Genomic DNA, 15,884 nt, shown 5'->3' on the forward strand with positions numbered 1-15,884 from the left:
GATGGTCAAGAATGACGTTCTCCCGCTCCTCCGGCACCATCTATCCTCGGTCGGCCTCGATGGCCTGGTGGTTCCTCGTTTTGACGCGCATCAGGGCGAGAGCGTTGCGCCGCACGACGATCGCCTGCGCCATGTGACCGGCTTCAGTGGTTCAGCCGGCATCGCATTGGTGCTCGCCAACCGGGCGGTGATCTTCGTCGATGGCCGCTACCAGGTTCAGGTGCGCAAGGAGATCGATCTGGGGGCCATCGAGATCGCGCATTTCTACGATTTCCCCCTCGAGCGCTGGATCGCTGAGAATTTGCCGCGCGGCAGCCGCATTGGCGTCAACGCGATGCTGGTGCCATCGGAACTCTACGGGAAGCTCGAGCGCGCCGTAACGGAGGCCGGCGGCTCGCTGGTCCTCGTCGACGGCGATCCTGTCGATACGATCTGGGCCGACCAACCGCCACCGCCGATGGGCCGCATCTCGAACTTCCCGGTGGGCTTTGCGGGTGAAACTTCGCAGAGTAAGCGCCGGCGGATCGGCGAGCGACTGGCCGAACTGGGCGCCGACCTCATGGTCGAGACCCAGCCGGACAATATTGCGTGGCTGCTCAACGTGCGAGGCAGCGATATCGCCCACATGCCGATGCCGCATTCCTTCGTGCTGCTCGGCCGCACCGGCAACACCGAGTGGTTCGTCGCCGAGGGCAAGCTGCCCAATGATCGGAGCGAATACGAGCTTGATGGCGTCGATATCCGCGACCCGGCGGCACTGCTGCCCACACTGGAGAAGCGCTCCGATGGTCAGGCCGTGCTGGTCGACCCGACCTTCGCATCCGCGGCGGCGGGGCTGTCGGTCACCCGCGGCAATGGTCGCATCGTCGGCGCAATCAGCCCGATCACGGTTGCCAAAGCGCTCAAGAACCCTGTCGAGTTGCAGGGCTTCCGCGATTCCCACGTGGCGGACGGAATTGCCTGGACGGAATTCATGACCTGGCTTCACGACAATGTCGCGGGGCGTCATGCATCAGGCCGGCCCATCACTGAACTCGAGGCGGAAGACAAGATCCTCGAGTTCCGCCAGCAGGGCGCGAACTTCGTTGAGGCGAGCTTCCATACCATCGCGGCGTCCGCCGCGAATGCCGCCATGTGCCACTACAGTTCGAGCGAAGCGACCAACACGGCGATCACTTCGGCAGCGCCCTTCCTGCTCGATTCCGGCGGGCAGTATCTCGGGGGCACCACCGATGCGACGCGCACCACCGCTTTCGGTCCGGTCGCCGATGACGTGCGCAGCGCCTACACGGCGGTGCTGAAGGGCTTCATCGCGCTCATGACCGCGCAATTCCCCAAGGGCACGACGGGCCATCAGCTCGATGCGCTGGCGCGCCGCCCACTATGGGACCTGGGGCTCGATTTCGATCATGGGACCGGGCACGGCGTCGGCCACTACCTTGCCGTACATGAGCATCCCCATCGCTTCGGCAAGACACACAACCCCCATGCCCTCGAAGCGGGCGTGATCATGACGATCGAGCCGGGCTATTATCGCGAGGATGCGTTCGGCCTCAGGATCGAGAACCAGGTGGAAACGGTGGCCGGCAGCAACGGCTTCCTCCGCTTCGAGACATTGACGCTGGTGCCGATCGACCTGTCGCTGGCCGATCTCGATGCACTGACGCGCGACGAGATCACCTTTCTCGACGCGTACCATTCGCGTGTGCGCAGCGTGCTGTGGGATGGCCTGTCCGAGGCCGCGCGACGGCGGGTCGAACGCTGGACCGCATCGGTCGCCGAGCAGCGCGCCTAACGAACCATGTCTTCGAGCGGCACCTGCGTCACCGTCTCGCGCGCAAGGTAACTGCGGATCTGCTGCACGATCTGGGCCGCATGCGCGCTTGCCAGCCGGTCGCAGAGCTCGGCGTCGCCTGCTTCGATTGCGCCGACGATGGCGTCGTGCTCGGCGACATATTGCTGGGGCAGCTTGTCGCCGAACGATTGGTAATAGAGCCGCAGGATGCGCCTGCCCTCATCCAGCAGCCGCGTGAACAGCGCGGTGAAGTAGTCATTGCCGCCGGCCTCGGCGATGGCGACGTGGAAGTCGCGGTTCGACACAATCATGGCGACGGCGTCACGACGATTGACCGCCTCGGCGAAAGCCGCCTGGTATCCACGGATCGCGACCATGTGCTGCTCGCCATGGTGCACCGCGGCTGAGCGCGTGGTCACACGATACATCAGCGTCAGCGCCTCGAAGTAGATCGGCAGGCGGACGAAATCGATGACCGACACGATGGTGCTGCGGTTGGGCAAGGTGGTCACGAGGCCGTCGGCCGCAAGGCGAACCAGCGCCTCCCGGATTGGGCTGCGCGACATGTCGAACTGCGTCGACAGGCTCACCTCGTCCAGCGGACTGCCGGGCTCCAGCTCAAGGTCGAGAATGGCGTGCCGGAGCGTCTCGTAGACGATGCGCGAGCCGTGGCCACGCGAGCGAGCGGGTTTCTCCGCCCCTGTCTCGGACGCTCTGGCCTTACCCACCTGTGTGGCTGGCACGTTCAACTCCCTGCCTCATGCGACTCCTCTATGCCGAAGGCACTCGTCTCACAACTACCTCGGCACGTGCGAAAATATGCGAAATATCGAGAAATCAATTTCTCAAATGCGCGAAAATAGTGACGCGTGTTCATCGACTCTCGGTTCGACCCATTGCTAGCGTCTTGGTAGCCAGGCGCCACATGGGGCGCCGGTCTACGGAGGGAGTGCGAAATGAGAAAAAGGTATCTTGCCAGCTTTTCGCTAGGCTTGCTGCTGGCGGGGGCCGCGATCGGCCAATCCGCAGCCGAAGAAATCAACCTATGGGTGCGTACGTCGTCGGGAGCCGTGCTTCAGGCCCTGGCCGACCAGTTCAATGCCAGCCATGACGACAAGGTGGTCATCACGCAGATCACCGCCGAGCAGATGGTGACCAAGCTCGGCGCCTCGATCGCCGCCGGCGCACCGCCGGACGGTGCAGTGCTCGACCTGATCTATCTGCCGACCTTCGCGGCCACCGACAGCCTCGAGGACATCACCGACTTCATCGACGGCCTGCCCTACGCCAAGAACATGAGCCCGTCGCACTTGCGTCTTGGCACCTTTGACGGCCGCAAATACGCCGTGCCGACGCTGCCGGATGCCTCGGTCATCGCCTACAACAAGGACCTATTCGCCAAGGCCGGCCTCGATCCAGAGAAGGGACCGACCTCGCTCAAGGAAGTTGCTGCCGATGCAGCCAAGGTCCGCGCCCTCGGCGACGACATCTACGGCTTCTTCTTCGTCGCCCCGTCGGGCAGCTGGCAGGTCTACACCTTCACGCCGCACGTGTGGGCGGCCGGTGCGGACATCCTCTCCGCCGACGGCCGTTCTGCCACGATCGACACGCCGGAACTGCGCAGCGTCCTCGGCCTCTACAACCAGATGTGGAAGGATGGCTCCATCCACCCGACCTCGCGTTCGGGCAATGGCAGCGACGCCGTCGCGGCCTTTGCTTCGGGCAAGGTCGGCGTGCTGATGACCGGCTCGTACATCGTCAACCTCCTCACCAGCCAGTATCCGGACGTGAACTTCGGCATCGTGCCGATCTCGGGTCCGGATGGCGGCCAGTCGAGCTTTGCCGGCGGTGATGCCCTTACGCTGATGAAGGGTATCTCGGCGGAGAAGAAGGCGGTCGCCGAAGCTTTCGTCGACTTCTACATGCAGCCCGCCCAGCAGGTGTTCATCACCAAGGAATCGGGCATGCCGCCGCGCACCGACGTGGCCGACGAAGCCTATGCACAGTTCGACCCGCGCAACCTCATCGCCTACAACATGCTGGCCAATGCCAAGACCCCCTACACCTTCGCGTCGGACGAGCTTTTCGTCAGCCGCACGGGTCCGTGGCTCAACCTGCTCAATCGCGCGATCTTCGATGGCGACATCGATGGGGCGATCGCGGCTGGCCAGGCCGAGTTCACCAAGATCCTCGACCGGACCAACCCCGAGTAAGTCCTCCCGGACGGGGTCGGCGCTTCGGCGTCGGCCCTCCGTTTGTCACCACCGAGCCCCGCGATGACCGACACCACCGCCTCCAAGACCATCCCGCACGTCGCACGCAAGACCATCTCGCGCGTCGGGCGCGAGCCCAAGCAATGGCTCGGCCTCGCCTTCATCTCGCCAAGCATCTTGATGATTGCGGTGTTCTTCCTGCTGCCGCTGGGCATGACGGTGTGGATGAGCTTCTACAACTGGCCACTGCTGGGCAAGGCCAGCTTCATCGGCCGCGACAACTATCTCGAGCTTATCGGCGACCAGCAGCTCTGGCGCAGCCTGGGCTTCACCGCGCTCTACACCGTCCTCGTCACCGTTGCGCTGTTCGTCGTGGCGATGCCGCTGGCGCTGCTGGTGGACAGGCCCCTGCGCGCTGCCGGCCTGTTCCGCACCATCTATTTCATGCCCGTCGTCATCGGCTTCGGCGCTGCCTCAACTCTCTGGATCTGGCTGCTCAACCCCGATAGCGGCGTGTTTGCAAAACTCTTGCTCGGCCTCGGACTCATCGACTCCGCGCCGCGGCCACTGGAACAGTTCTGGCCTGCGATGGGGGTCATCATCCTGATGGTCGTGTGGAAGAGCGCAGGCTTCTCCATGGTGATCCTGCTGACCGGCCTTCAAAGCGTTCCCAACGAACTCATCGAAGCTGCCAAGATCGATGGTGCCAGCCCATGGAGCAGGTTCCGCCTCATTACGCTGCCGCTGATCCGCAATTCGATTCTCCTGGTCCTCGTGCTCAACATCACCTCATCCATGCTGGCGTTCGACCAGTTCTTCATCATCACGCAAGGCGGGCCGCAGAACTCGACCATCTCGGCGGTGTTCTCGATCTTCCTCGCGTCCTTCACCTCGTACCGGCTGGGCTATGGATCGGCATTGTCGCTGGTGCTCCTGGTCGTGCTCGTCGCCATCAGTTCCATCCAGCTTGCTTTCCTGCGCAGCCGGCCGGAGGAAAGCTGATGCCCATGACGCCTTTGCAGCGCACCGGGCTCTACCTCGCCTGGGTCCTCCTCGCGGTCTTCTTTCTGGGGCCGATGGTCTGGTCGGTTGCCAATTCCTTCAAGCCCGCCGCGGCGGCGCTCGCCGACCCCGTGTCACTCTTTTCGAACCGCTTTTCGCTTGAGAATTACGGGCGGCTCCAGACTGTCGGCGCGGGCTGGCACGTCTACGCCGCCAATTCCGTGCTCATTGCCGCCGGTACGGTGGCGCTGACGCTCCTCGTAGCTGTGCCGGCGGGGTACGGCTTCTCCAAGTTCAAGTTTCCGGGGCAGCTCGCGCTCTTCGTCGTCGTGATGGCGACGCTGATGATCCCCTTCCAGTCGATCCTGACGCCGCTCTTCCTCGTGCTGAAGTTCCTGAGGCTCCAGAACAGCCAGCTCGGCCTCGTGCTGATCTACACAACCTTCCAGCTGCCCTTCTCGATCTTCATGATGCGCAACGCGTTCGACGCCGTGCCCAAGGCGCTGGTCGAAGCCGCGAGGATCGATGGCGCATCGCAATGGACGCTGCTGATGGGCATCATGGTGCCAATCGCTTTCCCCGGCGTCGCGACCGTTGCCCTGTTCGCCTTCCTCAATTCCTGGAACGAGTTTCTGGCCGCGTTGATTTTCCTCTCCGATCAGAACAAGTTCACGCTCCCCATCATGCTGGTGAACGTCTCGTCGGGCCTCTACGGCATCATCGACTGGGGCGCCCTGCAGGCGGGCGTCACCCTCACCATGCTTCCCTGTCTCGTCCTCTTCCTGCTGCTGCAGCGCTACTACGTGCGCGGCATGACGGCAGGCGCCGTGAAATAACCCAGAGCCAACATGTCAGACCTTTCCAATCCGCCTCGTATCGAACGCTATTTGCCGGCCGACCACACCAAGGTCGACTTTGCCGGCGGCTTTTGGGAAAGCTGGTCCGAAACTGTGCGCAAGGTCACGGTACCTTCCCAGCACAGGCGGCTCGACGAGGAAGGCTTCCTCGAGGTCCTCAATTTCCGCAATCCTCCCGCTCCGCTGGTCCGTCCGATCCAGCCGAGCGGCCTGTCGATGCAGCACTTCTTCGACAGCGACTTCGGCAAGTGGATCGAGGCATCGAGCTACACGCTGCGCGCCCACCCCAACCCCGAGCTTGAAGCCAAGATCGACGACATCGTCGACAAGCTCGCCGGCGGACAGCTGCCGGATGGCTATCTCAACTCCTGGTTCATTCGCCGTGAGCCCGACAAGCGCTGGACCAACCTACGCGACCTGCACGAAATGTATTCGATGGGCCATCTGCTCGAAGGCGCGGTGGCGTATTTCGAGGCAACGGGGAAGCGGCGCTTCCTCGACGTCATGCTGAAGCTTGTCGATCACATCATCGACACGTTCGGCCCCGAGCCCGGCAAGAAGCAGGGCTACGATGCGCATGAAGAAATGGAAATCGCGCTCATCAAGCTCTACCGCGTGACCAAGGATCCGCGGCATCTCGAACTGGCGAAGTTCTTCATCGATGCCCGCGGCCAGATGCCGTCATACTACGACGACGAAGCGCGGCGCCGCGGCGACGATCCCGCCAGGTACATCTTCAAGGATTATTCCTACAGCCAGGCCCACATGCCGGTGCGCGAGCAGACGCAGGTCGTCGGTCACGCCGTTCGGGCAATGTATCTGTTCTCGGCGATGGCCGATGTCGCGGTCGAGACCGGCGATATGTCGCTGCTGGCGGCCTGCAACCGGCTCTTCGACAACCTGACCACTCGCCAGCTCTACGTAACGGGCGGCCTTGGTCCGGCGCATTCGAACGAGGGCTTCACCCGCGAATACGACCTGCCCAACGACACGGCTTACGCCGAAACTTGCGCCGCGGTTGCGCTCGCCTTCTGGGGTCACCGCATGGCGCAGATCGATCTCGATGCGCGCTTCACCGATCACGTCGAGCTCGTGTTGTTCAACGGCGCGCTCTCGGGCATCTCCCGCGATGGCGAGCACTACTTCTACGACAACGTTCTCGAGAGCCACGGCGAAAACCGACGCTGGAAGTGGCACTACTGCCCGTGCTGCCCGACCAACATCGCCCGCCTGCTGGCGTCGCTGGGCAGCTATTTCTACACGACGCGCGGCGCTGATCTGGCAGTCCACCTCTATGGCGCCAATACTGCCGAGCTGACCGTCGACGGCCAGCGCGTCACCGTCGCCCAGACCACACATTACCCCTGGGACGGAGACGTCCGGATCAGCGTGTCGCCGGAGGTACCACGGCGCATGGCGCTCAAGCTTCGGGTGCCGGGCTGGTGCCGCGGCGCAAGATTTTCGGTGAATGGCGACGCGGTGCAGCCGCCGATCGCCAAAGGCTACGCGACGATCGACCGAGAATGGCGGGCAGGCGACGAGATCAGGATGCACCTCGATATGCCGGTCGAGCGCCTGAGCGCCCACCCGGCGGTGAGCCAGGATACGGGTCGTATCGCGCTGAAGCGCGGACCTGTCGTCTATTGCCTCGAAGAGGTCGACAATGCGATGGCGCCGCAACGCTTCGTGCTGAAGGACGGTCCCATCGAGAGCCAGTTCGTACCGAGCCTGCTTGGTGGCGCGGTCGTTCTCACCGGGGAGGCCGAGGTGACATCAGAAGACGGTTGGACCGGTGCGCTGTACCGTTCGGAACCGCCATTGCGAGAGCCCCGGCGCTTCCGCGCGATTCCCTATCACTTGTGGGCCAACCGCGAGGCGGGAGGCATGCAGGTCTGGATACGCGCGGAAGGTGCGTAGCGGCGATGCCGGAGCGGTGAACCACGTGGATAAGTCAGCCATGCACGCCCAGCGCGAGAATCCGTTTCCCTGCTGAAGCTCGGCTCGGATAGACAACGATGGCCGGGTTGGCGCGGCGACGTTCAGGCGACGACAATGAACAGTTCGGACAGTTCCAAGACAGTCAAATCGCCGACGCTGGCCGACGTCTCGCAGCGCGCCGGGGTCTCGATGGCGACTGCCTCGAAGGCCCTCAACGGCCGCGAACGGGTGAGCGAGGCAACCCGTCGACGCGTCGAGCAGGCGGCGCGTGACCTGACCTATCTCCATGCGGGCAGCGTCCGCCCGTTTCACGGCAAATCGGGAACGGTTGGCCTGCTGACTTCCGATCTCGAAGGGCGCTTCAGCCTCCCCATCCTCATGGCGGCCGAGGACACGTTCGGAGCCGGACAAGTCTCGGTCTTCCTCTGCGACGCGCGTGGGGACGTCATCCGGGAGAAGCACTACATCAACGAACTGCTCAACCGGAACGTCGACGCCATCATGGTCGTGGGCAGCCGAACCGACCACAGGTTGCCGATCGCGCCCGATCTGCCGGTGCCGGTCGTCTACGTCTACACGCCTTCAGCCGACCCTCGTGATCTCTCGATCACGCCCGACAATATCGGCGGTGGTCGTCTCGCCATTCAGCATTTGCTGGAGACGGGCCGCAAGCGGATCGCCCACATCACCGGCCCGCAAAACGAGCGCGCCAGCATCGACCGGGCCGAAGGCATTCGCAGTGTGCTCGAAGCCCAAGGGACGAACCTCGTCTACGAGACCTCGCATGGCGAGTGGACGGAACGCTGGGGCCGCTCGGCTTGTGCCATGATCCTTGATCAGGGGCTCGAGATCGATGCGATTGTCTGCGACTCCGACCAGATCGCGCGGGGCGCTATCGACGCCCTGCGCGAACGCGGAAAGTCGATCCCGCGCGACGTCGCCATCATGGGCTTCGACAATTGGGACGTGATCGTCGACGGCACGCACCCCACACTCACCAGCATCGACATGAACCTGACGCTGCTCGGTCAGCTGGCGGCGACGCACCTGTACGAAGCCATCGACGGCAAGCCGCTGCCGACCGGCATCGACTACCAGCCGTGTCGACTCACCATCCGCGCCTCGACGGTGGGCTAGGCGACCTCGTCTGTCGCGGCCTCGAACTCAGCTCGACGGTGGCGCGGCGACGGAGCTTCGCAGGACCAGCTCGCACTCGAGCTTGACCACGCGGTAGCTGTCCGCCCTGGCCGTTGCCAGGTCGAGCGCCAGCTCGACGGCCCGAGCGCCCATCAAATGGCGGGGAAACTTGAGGGTCGTAAGCTCGGGCATGAGGTGGCTGGCGATCTCGTCGTCATCGAACCCGACAACGGAAACATCGTCGGGGATGCGATAGCCGAGCTCCTTGAGCGCCTCGTAGCAGCCTATGGCCATGCGGTCGTTGCCGCAGAAGATCGCCGTGGGTGGCCGGGAGAGCGTCATCAGTTCCTTGGTGGCGGCATAGCCGGAACTGAGCTGCCAGTTGCCTTCGCGGACCAGCGCAGGATCGAATGGAATGTCGGCCGTTGCCAGGGCATCGCGATAGCCGCGCAGGCGATCCTTCGACACCTCCATCCAGGCTTCGCCGGTTATGTGGGCGATGCGCTTGTGCCCGGCCTCGACAAGGGTCGTCGTCGCGGTGTTGCCGCCGGCCACGTCGCCGGGGACAACCGCCGGGAACGCCCGATCCTTGGAATAGCAATTGAGCAGCACAACCGGCACTTCAGTGGCACGAAGCTGCGCCGGCACGTCCACCTCGCGGGTCCGCACGGTTGCGTAGATGACGGCTTCCATCTTGCTGCGCAGTACCGCCGCGAGGGTGCGCTGCTCCATTTCGGCGTCGCCATGGCTGTTGTAGACGCTGACGATGTCGCCGGTCTCCCAGGTCGCTTCGCGCACGCCGTCGGCGGCAATCACTGCCTCAGGGCACACCGTGAGGTCGTCGAACACGACGGCGATGCGGCGCAGCGGCTGCAGGCGTGGCGGCAGCACGGTCTCGGCGCGATAGCCCAGGGTCTCGGCCGCCTGCAGGATGCGATTGCGCATCGAGGGCGAGATCTTCACCTTGGAGTCGGGATTGAGCACGACCGACACCGTGGACTGCGAGCATTGTGCGAGCTGCGCAATGTCCGCCATGGTCACGCGCTTCTTCTCAACGAATTGCGAGTCGGTCATTTGAACAGTCCAGTCCAGATCGTGGGGATCATAGCGAGGAGCGACGGTCCTCGTCATCATTCCTGAGCTGGCGGCGGCGCAGCCGTTCGAGGCGGCCGATCCTCAGGGCATCGACGAACACCGCCAGGAAGATGATCGCGGCGAGAACGATCGGCTGCAGGTAGAGGTTGACCTTGATGAAGATCATCCCGGACTGCACCATCTGCACCAGTGTCGAACCAAGGACTGCCCCGAAGGCGGAGCCGACGCCGCCGAAGAGGCTGGTGCCTCCGAGCACGGCGGCGGTGATCACGTCGAACTCGCGGCCGACGCCGAAGGTCTGGTTGAGGCGACCGATCAGGGCAATCAGCGTCACGCCTCCAATGGCGGCGCAGAAGCCGCAGATCACATAGACCGCGAACGTGATGCGATCGACATCGAGGCCAGCCTTGCGTGCCGCTTCGACGTCGTTGCCAACGGCGTAGATCTGGCGGCCGAACTGAGTGCGCGTGAGCACGAAGTGGGCGATGAAGACAACAATGGCGAAGACCCAGATCGGCATCGGTATGCCCAGGATCTGCAACGCCCCGAAGGCCAGGTAGGCCGCCGGATACTCGATGCCGTAGGACTCGGTGATGGCCGTGCCCAGCCCCCGTCCAGCCACCAGCGTCGCGAGGGTGACCAGGAACGGCGTGATCCTCAGGACCACGACGCAGAACGCATTGAGTGCGCCGAACAGCGTGCCGGCGACAAGACCGGCGAGAATGGCGACCACCACGCCGCCAGGGGTCTGCAGAGCGGGGACCTGCAGGACATAGCCCGTCGCCATAGCGGAAAGGTACATGTTCGAGCCGACGCTCAGGTCGATACCGGCCGTCAACAGCACGAAGGTCATACCGACCGCGATGATGCCGGTGAAGCTTGCCTGCTTAAGGATGTTGGCAAGCGAGTCGATGCCCAGGAAGCGCGGTGCCTGCGAACCGAAATAGATGAGGATGATCGCAAAGACGATGAGCGTCGCGTAGCGAAGCAGCAGTTCGTTCAGCTGCCGGGCGGTCATGCGGCCCGCTCCGTCTCGCGGAAGGCGGCGCGAAGGATCACGTCCTTGGACATGTCCGGCCGTGCGAACTCGTCGACGATCTTGCCGCGGCTCATCACCAGCACGCGGTCGCTCATGGCGATCACTTCCTCGATCTCGGAGGAGATCAGCAGCAGGCCACACCCCTCGGCCGCCAGTTGGTCGATCATCCCGTAGATCTCCAGACGGGCGGCGACGTCGATGCCGCGCGTCGGCTCATCGAGGATGATGAGGCGGGGACCGGCCATCAGCCACTTGCCGAGCACCACCTTCTGCTGGTTGCCACCCGACAGGTTCTTGACCGGCTGGCTGACAATGGCCCCGGACTTGAGCTTGAGCCTCGCGGCCATTTCTTCAGCGGCACCAAGCAGCGCAACCTCGTCGACGAACTGCAACGGCGGAGCAGCGAAACGATGAAGCGCGGCCAGCGCCAGGTTGCCGGCGACCGGGACATTCAGCAGCAGCCCCTCCTCCCGCCGGTTCTCGGTGACGAAGGCAACGCGTGAACGGATGGCATCGAGCGGCGACATTCGGGTACGGACGGTCCCGGCAATGGCAACGGTGCCGGCATCGGAACTGTCGAGGCCGAAGATCATCCGCGCCAGCTCGGTGCGCCCCGATCCCATCAGGCCGAACAGCCCGACGATCTCGCCCTTGTGTACGGTCAGCGAGATGTCGCGCACCACGCCGCGGGCGGAAAGGCCACGCGTTTCGAGCAGCACCTCGTCCTGCTGCGAGGCGCCGCGCGGTGGATAGAGCTGGTTGATGTCGCGACCGAGCATGAGATTGATCATCCGCGCAATGTCGAAATCTGCGGCCGGTCCGGCGGCGGCGAGGCGGCCGTCGCGGAGCACAGCGATGTCATCGGCCAGGGCCTGCACGTCGGCCAGGATGTGCGAGATGTAGATGATGGTCTTGCCGTCGGATCTCAGCCGGCCGATGAGTTCGAAGAGCCGGGCCGTCTCGCGCGCCGTGAGTGACGTCGTCGGCTCATCGAAAATGATGAGGCGGGCATCGGCCTCGAGCGCCTTGGCGACCTCCGCCAGTTGCCGCTCGCCCGGCGACAACCGCTCGACCAGGGTCGTCGGCGCAATGTCGAGATCGACTGCCGCGAGCAGCTCCGCTGTCCGCTGCCGCATCCCGTACCGATCGATCATGCCACTTCGCTTCGGAAAGCCTGCAATGAAGATGTTCTCGGCGACCGAGAGGTTGGCGAACAGGTTGAGCTCCTGGTGGATGAAGGCGATGCCGGCGGCCTTGGCGTCAGCAGGTCGTTTCGGCGCGTAGGCCACGCCCTCGATCGTCATGGCGCCGCTATCAGCCAGGTGCACGCCACCGAGAATGTTCATCAGCGTCGACTTGCCGGCGCCGTTCTGGCCGATGAGGCCAAGCAGGCGGCCATGGCCGAGTTCGAGCGTGACGTCTCGGACGGCGGGGACGCCGAAGAAGCTCTTGCCGATCCCGTTCAGCGATAGCATCGGGCCGGTCACCGTCCCTGCTCCGCGACGAGCCGCATCCGCAGCACATCGAGCAGCGCTGCCGCGAGGATGATGGCGCCTTTCACCACGTCGATGTGGAAGGCGGAAAGGCGCATGTAATTGAGCGTGTTGGAGAGCAGTACGAAGAACAGCACGCCGATCAGCGTCCAGGCGATCTTGCCCCTGCCGCCGCTCAGCGACGTTCCGCCGATCACCGTTGCGCCGATGATATCGAGCAGCGCCGAGCCGCCGCCTATCGTGGGCCGGCCGCCTTCGAGGCGGGCCGAGTAGAGCACCGCCGCGACGGCCGCGCAGAAGCCGGCGATCATGAACACGATGACGATGACGCGCCGCACCGGGATACCTGAGATGGCCGCCGCCCTGGCGTTGTTGCCGACTGCGTAGACCTGCCGACCGAGGACGGTCCGGCTCAGCACCAAATGCGCCACGACGGCGAGCGCCAGCGTGATCAGCATCGGATAGGTGACGAACGGCAGGACATCGCGGCGCTTGATCTCGGGCGTCAGCTTCTCGCCGAAATACACCGAGACGAGGTCGCCCGAGCCGAGCTGATTGAAGCTATCGGGCAGGTTGACGATGTTCTGGCTCTGCGTGATCCAGATCGCTGCCGACGAGAAGAGCATCAGCGTCACCAGCGTCATCATGAAAGCCGGCAGCCGGAACCGGGCGATGAAGAACCCGTTGATGAAGCCGATCAGCAGCCCCGCGGCCAGCATGACGGCGATGGCGGCGACTGCGCCGAGCGGGTGTGCCGCAAGGATGCCGCCCTGTTCCGCCAGCAGCGTGCCCCATACCGGGCTGTTGCCGAGCAGGAGCCTGTCCGCAGCGGTGGTCATGACAATGGCGCCGGCAACACTCGCGAAGCCCATCGTGGCACCGAGCGAGAGATCGATGCCGGCAATGATGATCACGAACGTCTGCCCGATCGCTACCGCGGCAAGCGGCCAGACATTGGAGAGCTGGTTGGAGAGGTTGCGCGGTTCGACCAGCGCCGGGAAGAACAGGGCGACGGCGAGGAAGTACGCGATCGTCAGGTAGAGAACGAAGTACTCCGAGACGAGCAGGCGCCGCAGGACCCGGGAGAATGAGGAGAGCGGGTCCCGCCGTATATCCGTATGCAACCCCTCGTCAGATGTCGATGCCGTCACCGTTCACCCCGTCACCCTGAGTTAGGGCGTTGGCAGAGGAGGACCGTCTCCGCCAACGCCAGGCTCGCGCGCGCCACCGCGCGGCCGTTCCTTGCTACATGCCCTTGAGGACCTGGCAGCCCCAGGTCTTGTCGCCCATTTCGGCGAAGTTGGCCTGGCTGAGGGCGAACCCCGGATCGAGCTTGACCGCGTTGGGCTGGGTTTCCCCCGCCGTGATTGCGTCCATGATGCCATTCAGTGCCAGTTCGGCCTCGAGATAGACGTCCTGGACGCCGGTCGAGTCGACATAGCCTTCCTGGATCAGCTTGCAGGCGCCGTCGTCACCATCGAGACCTCCCAGGATCATGTGACCGTCCTCACCGGCCTTCTTCCACCGGCCCAGCGGTTCGAGAACCGACTGGATCGTGGGGAACAGGAAGTCCGAAGAGGTGAAGAGGAAATCGATCGCAGGATCGGCAGTCATCGCAGCCTCGAGGCCGGCCAGTGCCACCTGCGAGTTCCACTTGGTCGCGACCTCGACGGGCGCCTCGAAAAGCTCGGGATGGGCACCGACCGAGTTCATGAACCCGGCACGGCGCTGCACGGCATTGGGATCGGCGAGATCGCCCATCAAGATCAGCGGCCTCAGCTTCTTGCCGGTGGCGTCGAACTTTTTCTGCGCTTCCGCGACCATGGCGTCGACTGCCGCACGCGCCACCGCCTCGTTGTCGGCGACCACGATGATGCCCTTGGTCATGTCGGATGGCGGGCGGTTGAAGGTTGCGATCGGCACGTCCGATTCCTGCGCCTCGGCCACGACGACCGTCCCGGAGTCGCCATCGTCGGCGGTCAGGATGATGCCGTCGCCGCCTTGCGCGATGCAGTCCTTGACCTGCTCGAGCTGGCGGTTGGCATCGTGCCCGCCGTTCAATTCGATGACTTGCACGCCCGCGGCTTCGAGCGTGGTGACGATGGCCTTGTGGCCGGCGACCCAGAACCCGGTCGACAGGTCCTGGAACGCGTAACACACGGTCTTGTCATCGGCGGAGGCCGCCCCACCGCTCATGGCAAGCAAAAGACCGACCGCTCCCGCGGCCGCCAGCAAAGATTTCATTGACCCCTCCCTCAGGGCGTTTTGCCCGTTTGCCCGGTCGATCGACCGGCAGGAACAGGTCTCCACCCAAGTCGGAAAACCTTTTCCCATTGCATTAATGCATGGACTCGATATCGTGACAATCGAAATCGACTAATAGTCGACAACGCATCGATCATCGATCGACTCGAAGGGAGGAACTCCGACTTGCCGTCTTCGACCACACTTGCCGTCCCAACTCTTGCAGGTGGCGTCGCCAACATCCCGCGCCTTGGTTTCGGCACCTGGCAACTCAGGGGCGAGGCCTGTGCCGAAATCGTCTCTGCAGCGCTGCAGCTCGGTTACACGCATGTCGACACAGCGCAGGGCTACGGCAACGAAGCAGCCGTCGGAGAGGGCCTCGTCGCATCCGGCATCGACCGCAACACGGTCTTCGTCACCACCAAGGTCCAGCCGCAATACATGGCCCCGGCTGACCTCGAGCGTTCGGTGGATGCCAGCCTCGAGAAGCTTCGCGTCGACCGGATCGATCTGCTGCTGCTCCATTGGCCCAATCCGGAAGTTGCCCTTGCCGGGACGATCCGCGCCCTCAATGCCGTAAAGCGCGACGGCCGTGCTGCCCATATCGGGCTGTCGAACTTTCCCACCGCATTGCTCGACGAAGCCTGGCGCCTTACCACCGAGCCATTCGCGGCCGAGCAGTTCGAATACCACCCTTATCTCGACCAGCGCGTGATGCTGAAGGCGCTGCGCAACCGCGGCATGGCGGCGATCGCCTATTGCCCGCTGGCGCTCGGGAAGATTGTCGGCGATCCGGTCATCGAGGAAATCGCCCGGGCGCGCGGCCGGACCGCCGCGCAGGTGACCCTGCGCTGGCTGCTGCAGCAGGACGGGGTTGCCGCGATCCCCAAGACCGCCAGGATCGAGCGGCTGCGCGAGAACCTCGCCGCACTCGAGTTCACGCTGACGGCCGAGGAGATGCAGCGAATGGGCACGCTGGCCCGCCCGGGCTCGCGGCTGATCAACGAGCCACAATGGGTGGCCGACTGGGACTAACCGGCCCCGAAAACAGGGAGGGAAGTCACGACACCA

At 64.2% G+C, this 15,884-nt stretch carries 13 protein-coding genes; 7 read left to right on the forward strand and 6 right to left on the reverse strand.

The window, feature by feature from the left end:
• Position 1 precedes the first annotated feature (1 nt).
• On the forward strand, positions 2 to 1,795 hold the full coding sequence (locus tag AC1DYL_RS07315) for an aminopeptidase P family protein (RefSeq protein ID WP_477172616.1): 1,794 nt from the start codon (positions 2 to 4) through the stop codon (positions 1,793 to 1,795).
• Here AC1DYL_RS07315 and AC1DYL_RS07320 read toward each other — a convergent pair.
• Positions 1,792 to 2,538, reverse strand: coding sequence for a GntR family transcriptional regulator (locus AC1DYL_RS07320; protein WP_477172617.1), 747 nt, complete (start codon positions 2,536 to 2,538; stop codon positions 1,792 to 1,794). The two genes, AC1DYL_RS07315 and AC1DYL_RS07320, sit on opposite strands and share 4 nt — an antisense overlap.
• Before the next feature lie 213 nt (positions 2,539 to 2,751).
• On the opposite strand from AC1DYL_RS07320, the gene AC1DYL_RS07325 reads away from it, so the two are divergent.
• The 5 genes from AC1DYL_RS07325 (at position 2,752) to AC1DYL_RS07345 (ending at position 8,942) form a co-directional block, all read left to right on the forward strand.
• On the forward strand, positions 2,752 to 4,008 hold the full coding sequence (locus AC1DYL_RS07325) for an ABC transporter substrate-binding protein (RefSeq protein ID WP_477172618.1): 1,257 nt from the start codon (positions 2,752 to 2,754) through the stop codon (positions 4,006 to 4,008).
• Positions 4,009 to 4,071: 63 nt separating this feature from the next.
• Complete coding sequence (locus AC1DYL_RS07330) at positions 4,072 to 5,010, forward strand: carbohydrate ABC transporter permease (protein WP_477172619.1); 939 nt, start codon at positions 4,072 to 4,074, stop codon at positions 5,008 to 5,010.
• The gene (locus tag AC1DYL_RS07335) at positions 5,010 to 5,846 is read left to right on the forward strand and encodes a carbohydrate ABC transporter permease (RefSeq protein ID WP_477172620.1); all 837 of its coding nucleotides are present in this window, start codon (positions 5,010 to 5,012) and stop codon (positions 5,844 to 5,846) included. The genes AC1DYL_RS07330 and AC1DYL_RS07335 overlap by 1 nt, the downstream gene beginning before the upstream one ends.
• Positions 5,847 to 5,858: 12 nt before the next feature.
• On the forward strand, positions 5,859 to 7,784 hold the full coding sequence (locus tag AC1DYL_RS07340) for a glycoside hydrolase family 127 protein (protein ID WP_477172621.1): 1,926 nt from the start codon (positions 5,859 to 5,861) through the stop codon (positions 7,782 to 7,784).
• Positions 7,785 to 7,919: 135 nt separating this feature from the next.
• A complete protein-coding gene (locus tag AC1DYL_RS07345; protein ID WP_477172622.1) occupies positions 7,920 to 8,942 on the forward strand; it encodes a LacI family DNA-binding transcriptional regulator in 1,023 nt (340 codons plus the stop codon).
• A 27-nt stretch (positions 8,943 to 8,969) separates the two neighbouring features.
• On the opposite strand, the gene AC1DYL_RS07350 is transcribed toward AC1DYL_RS07345, so the two are convergent.
• From AC1DYL_RS07350 to AC1DYL_RS07370, 5 genes are all read right to left on the reverse strand, one after another.
• Entirely contained in the window at positions 8,970 to 10,016 is a 1,047-nt protein-coding gene (locus AC1DYL_RS07350; protein ID WP_477172623.1) for a LacI family DNA-binding transcriptional regulator, read from the reverse strand.
• A 28-nt stretch (positions 10,017 to 10,044) separates the two neighbouring features.
• Positions 10,045 to 11,055, reverse strand: coding sequence for an ABC transporter permease (locus AC1DYL_RS07355; RefSeq protein ID WP_477172624.1), 1,011 nt, complete (start codon positions 11,053 to 11,055; stop codon positions 10,045 to 10,047).
• Positions 11,052 to 12,563 carry a sugar ABC transporter ATP-binding protein gene (locus AC1DYL_RS07360; RefSeq protein WP_477172625.1) on the reverse strand — a complete coding sequence of 504 codons (1,512 nt, stop codon included), beginning with the start codon at positions 12,561 to 12,563 and terminating at the stop codon, positions 11,052 to 11,054. The genes AC1DYL_RS07355 and AC1DYL_RS07360 overlap by 4 nt, the downstream gene beginning before the upstream one ends.
• Complete coding sequence (locus AC1DYL_RS07365) at positions 12,560 to 13,693, reverse strand: ABC transporter permease (RefSeq protein WP_477172626.1); 1,134 nt, start codon at positions 13,691 to 13,693, stop codon at positions 12,560 to 12,562. Before AC1DYL_RS07365 ends, AC1DYL_RS07360 begins: the two co-directional genes overlap by 4 nt.
• A 121-nt stretch (positions 13,694 to 13,814) precedes the next feature.
• The gene (locus tag AC1DYL_RS07370) at positions 13,815 to 14,813 is read right to left on the reverse strand and encodes a sugar ABC transporter substrate-binding protein (RefSeq protein ID WP_477172627.1); all 999 of its coding nucleotides are present in this window, start codon (positions 14,811 to 14,813) and stop codon (positions 13,815 to 13,817) included.
• A gap of 186 nt (positions 14,814 to 14,999) precedes the next feature.
• Between AC1DYL_RS07370 and AC1DYL_RS07375 the strand changes: the two genes are divergently transcribed.
• Positions 15,000 to 15,848 carry an aldo/keto reductase gene (locus AC1DYL_RS07375; RefSeq protein WP_477172628.1) on the forward strand — a complete coding sequence of 283 codons (849 nt, stop codon included), beginning with the start codon at positions 15,000 to 15,002 and terminating at the stop codon, positions 15,846 to 15,848.
• Positions 15,849 to 15,884 lie beyond the last annotated feature (36 nt).

The organism is Devosia sp. P1_H9 (assembly GCF_056405135.1).

Coding starts and splice junctions, on each gene's coding strand:
- AC1DYL_RS07345 (WP_477172622.1), top strand. CDS start 7,920: ATGAACAGTTCGGACAGTTCCAAGACAGTCAAATCGCCGACGCTGGCC.
- AC1DYL_RS07350 (WP_477172623.1), bottom strand. CDS start 10,016: ATGACCGACTCGCAATTCGTTGAGAAGAAGCGCGTGACCATGGCGGAC.
- AC1DYL_RS07335 (WP_477172620.1), top strand. CDS start 5,010: ATGCCCATGACGCCTTTGCAGCGCACCGGGCTCTACCTCGCCTGGGTC.
- AC1DYL_RS07355 (WP_477172624.1), bottom strand. CDS start 11,055: ATGACCGCCCGGCAGCTGAACGAACTGCTGCTTCGCTACGCGACGCTC.
- AC1DYL_RS07330 (WP_477172619.1), top strand. CDS start 4,072: ATGACCGACACCACCGCCTCCAAGACCATCCCGCACGTCGCACGCAAG.
- AC1DYL_RS07340 (WP_477172621.1), top strand. CDS start 5,859: ATGTCAGACCTTTCCAATCCGCCTCGTATCGAACGCTATTTGCCGGCC.
- AC1DYL_RS07315 (WP_477172616.1), top strand. CDS start 2: ATGGTCAAGAATGACGTTCTCCCGCTCCTCCGGCACCATCTATCCTCG.
- AC1DYL_RS07325 (WP_477172618.1), top strand. CDS start 2,752: ATGAGAAAAAGGTATCTTGCCAGCTTTTCGCTAGGCTTGCTGCTGGCG.
- AC1DYL_RS07370 (WP_477172627.1), bottom strand. CDS start 14,813: ATGAAATCTTTGCTGGCGGCCGCGGGAGCGGTCGGTCTTTTGCTTGCC.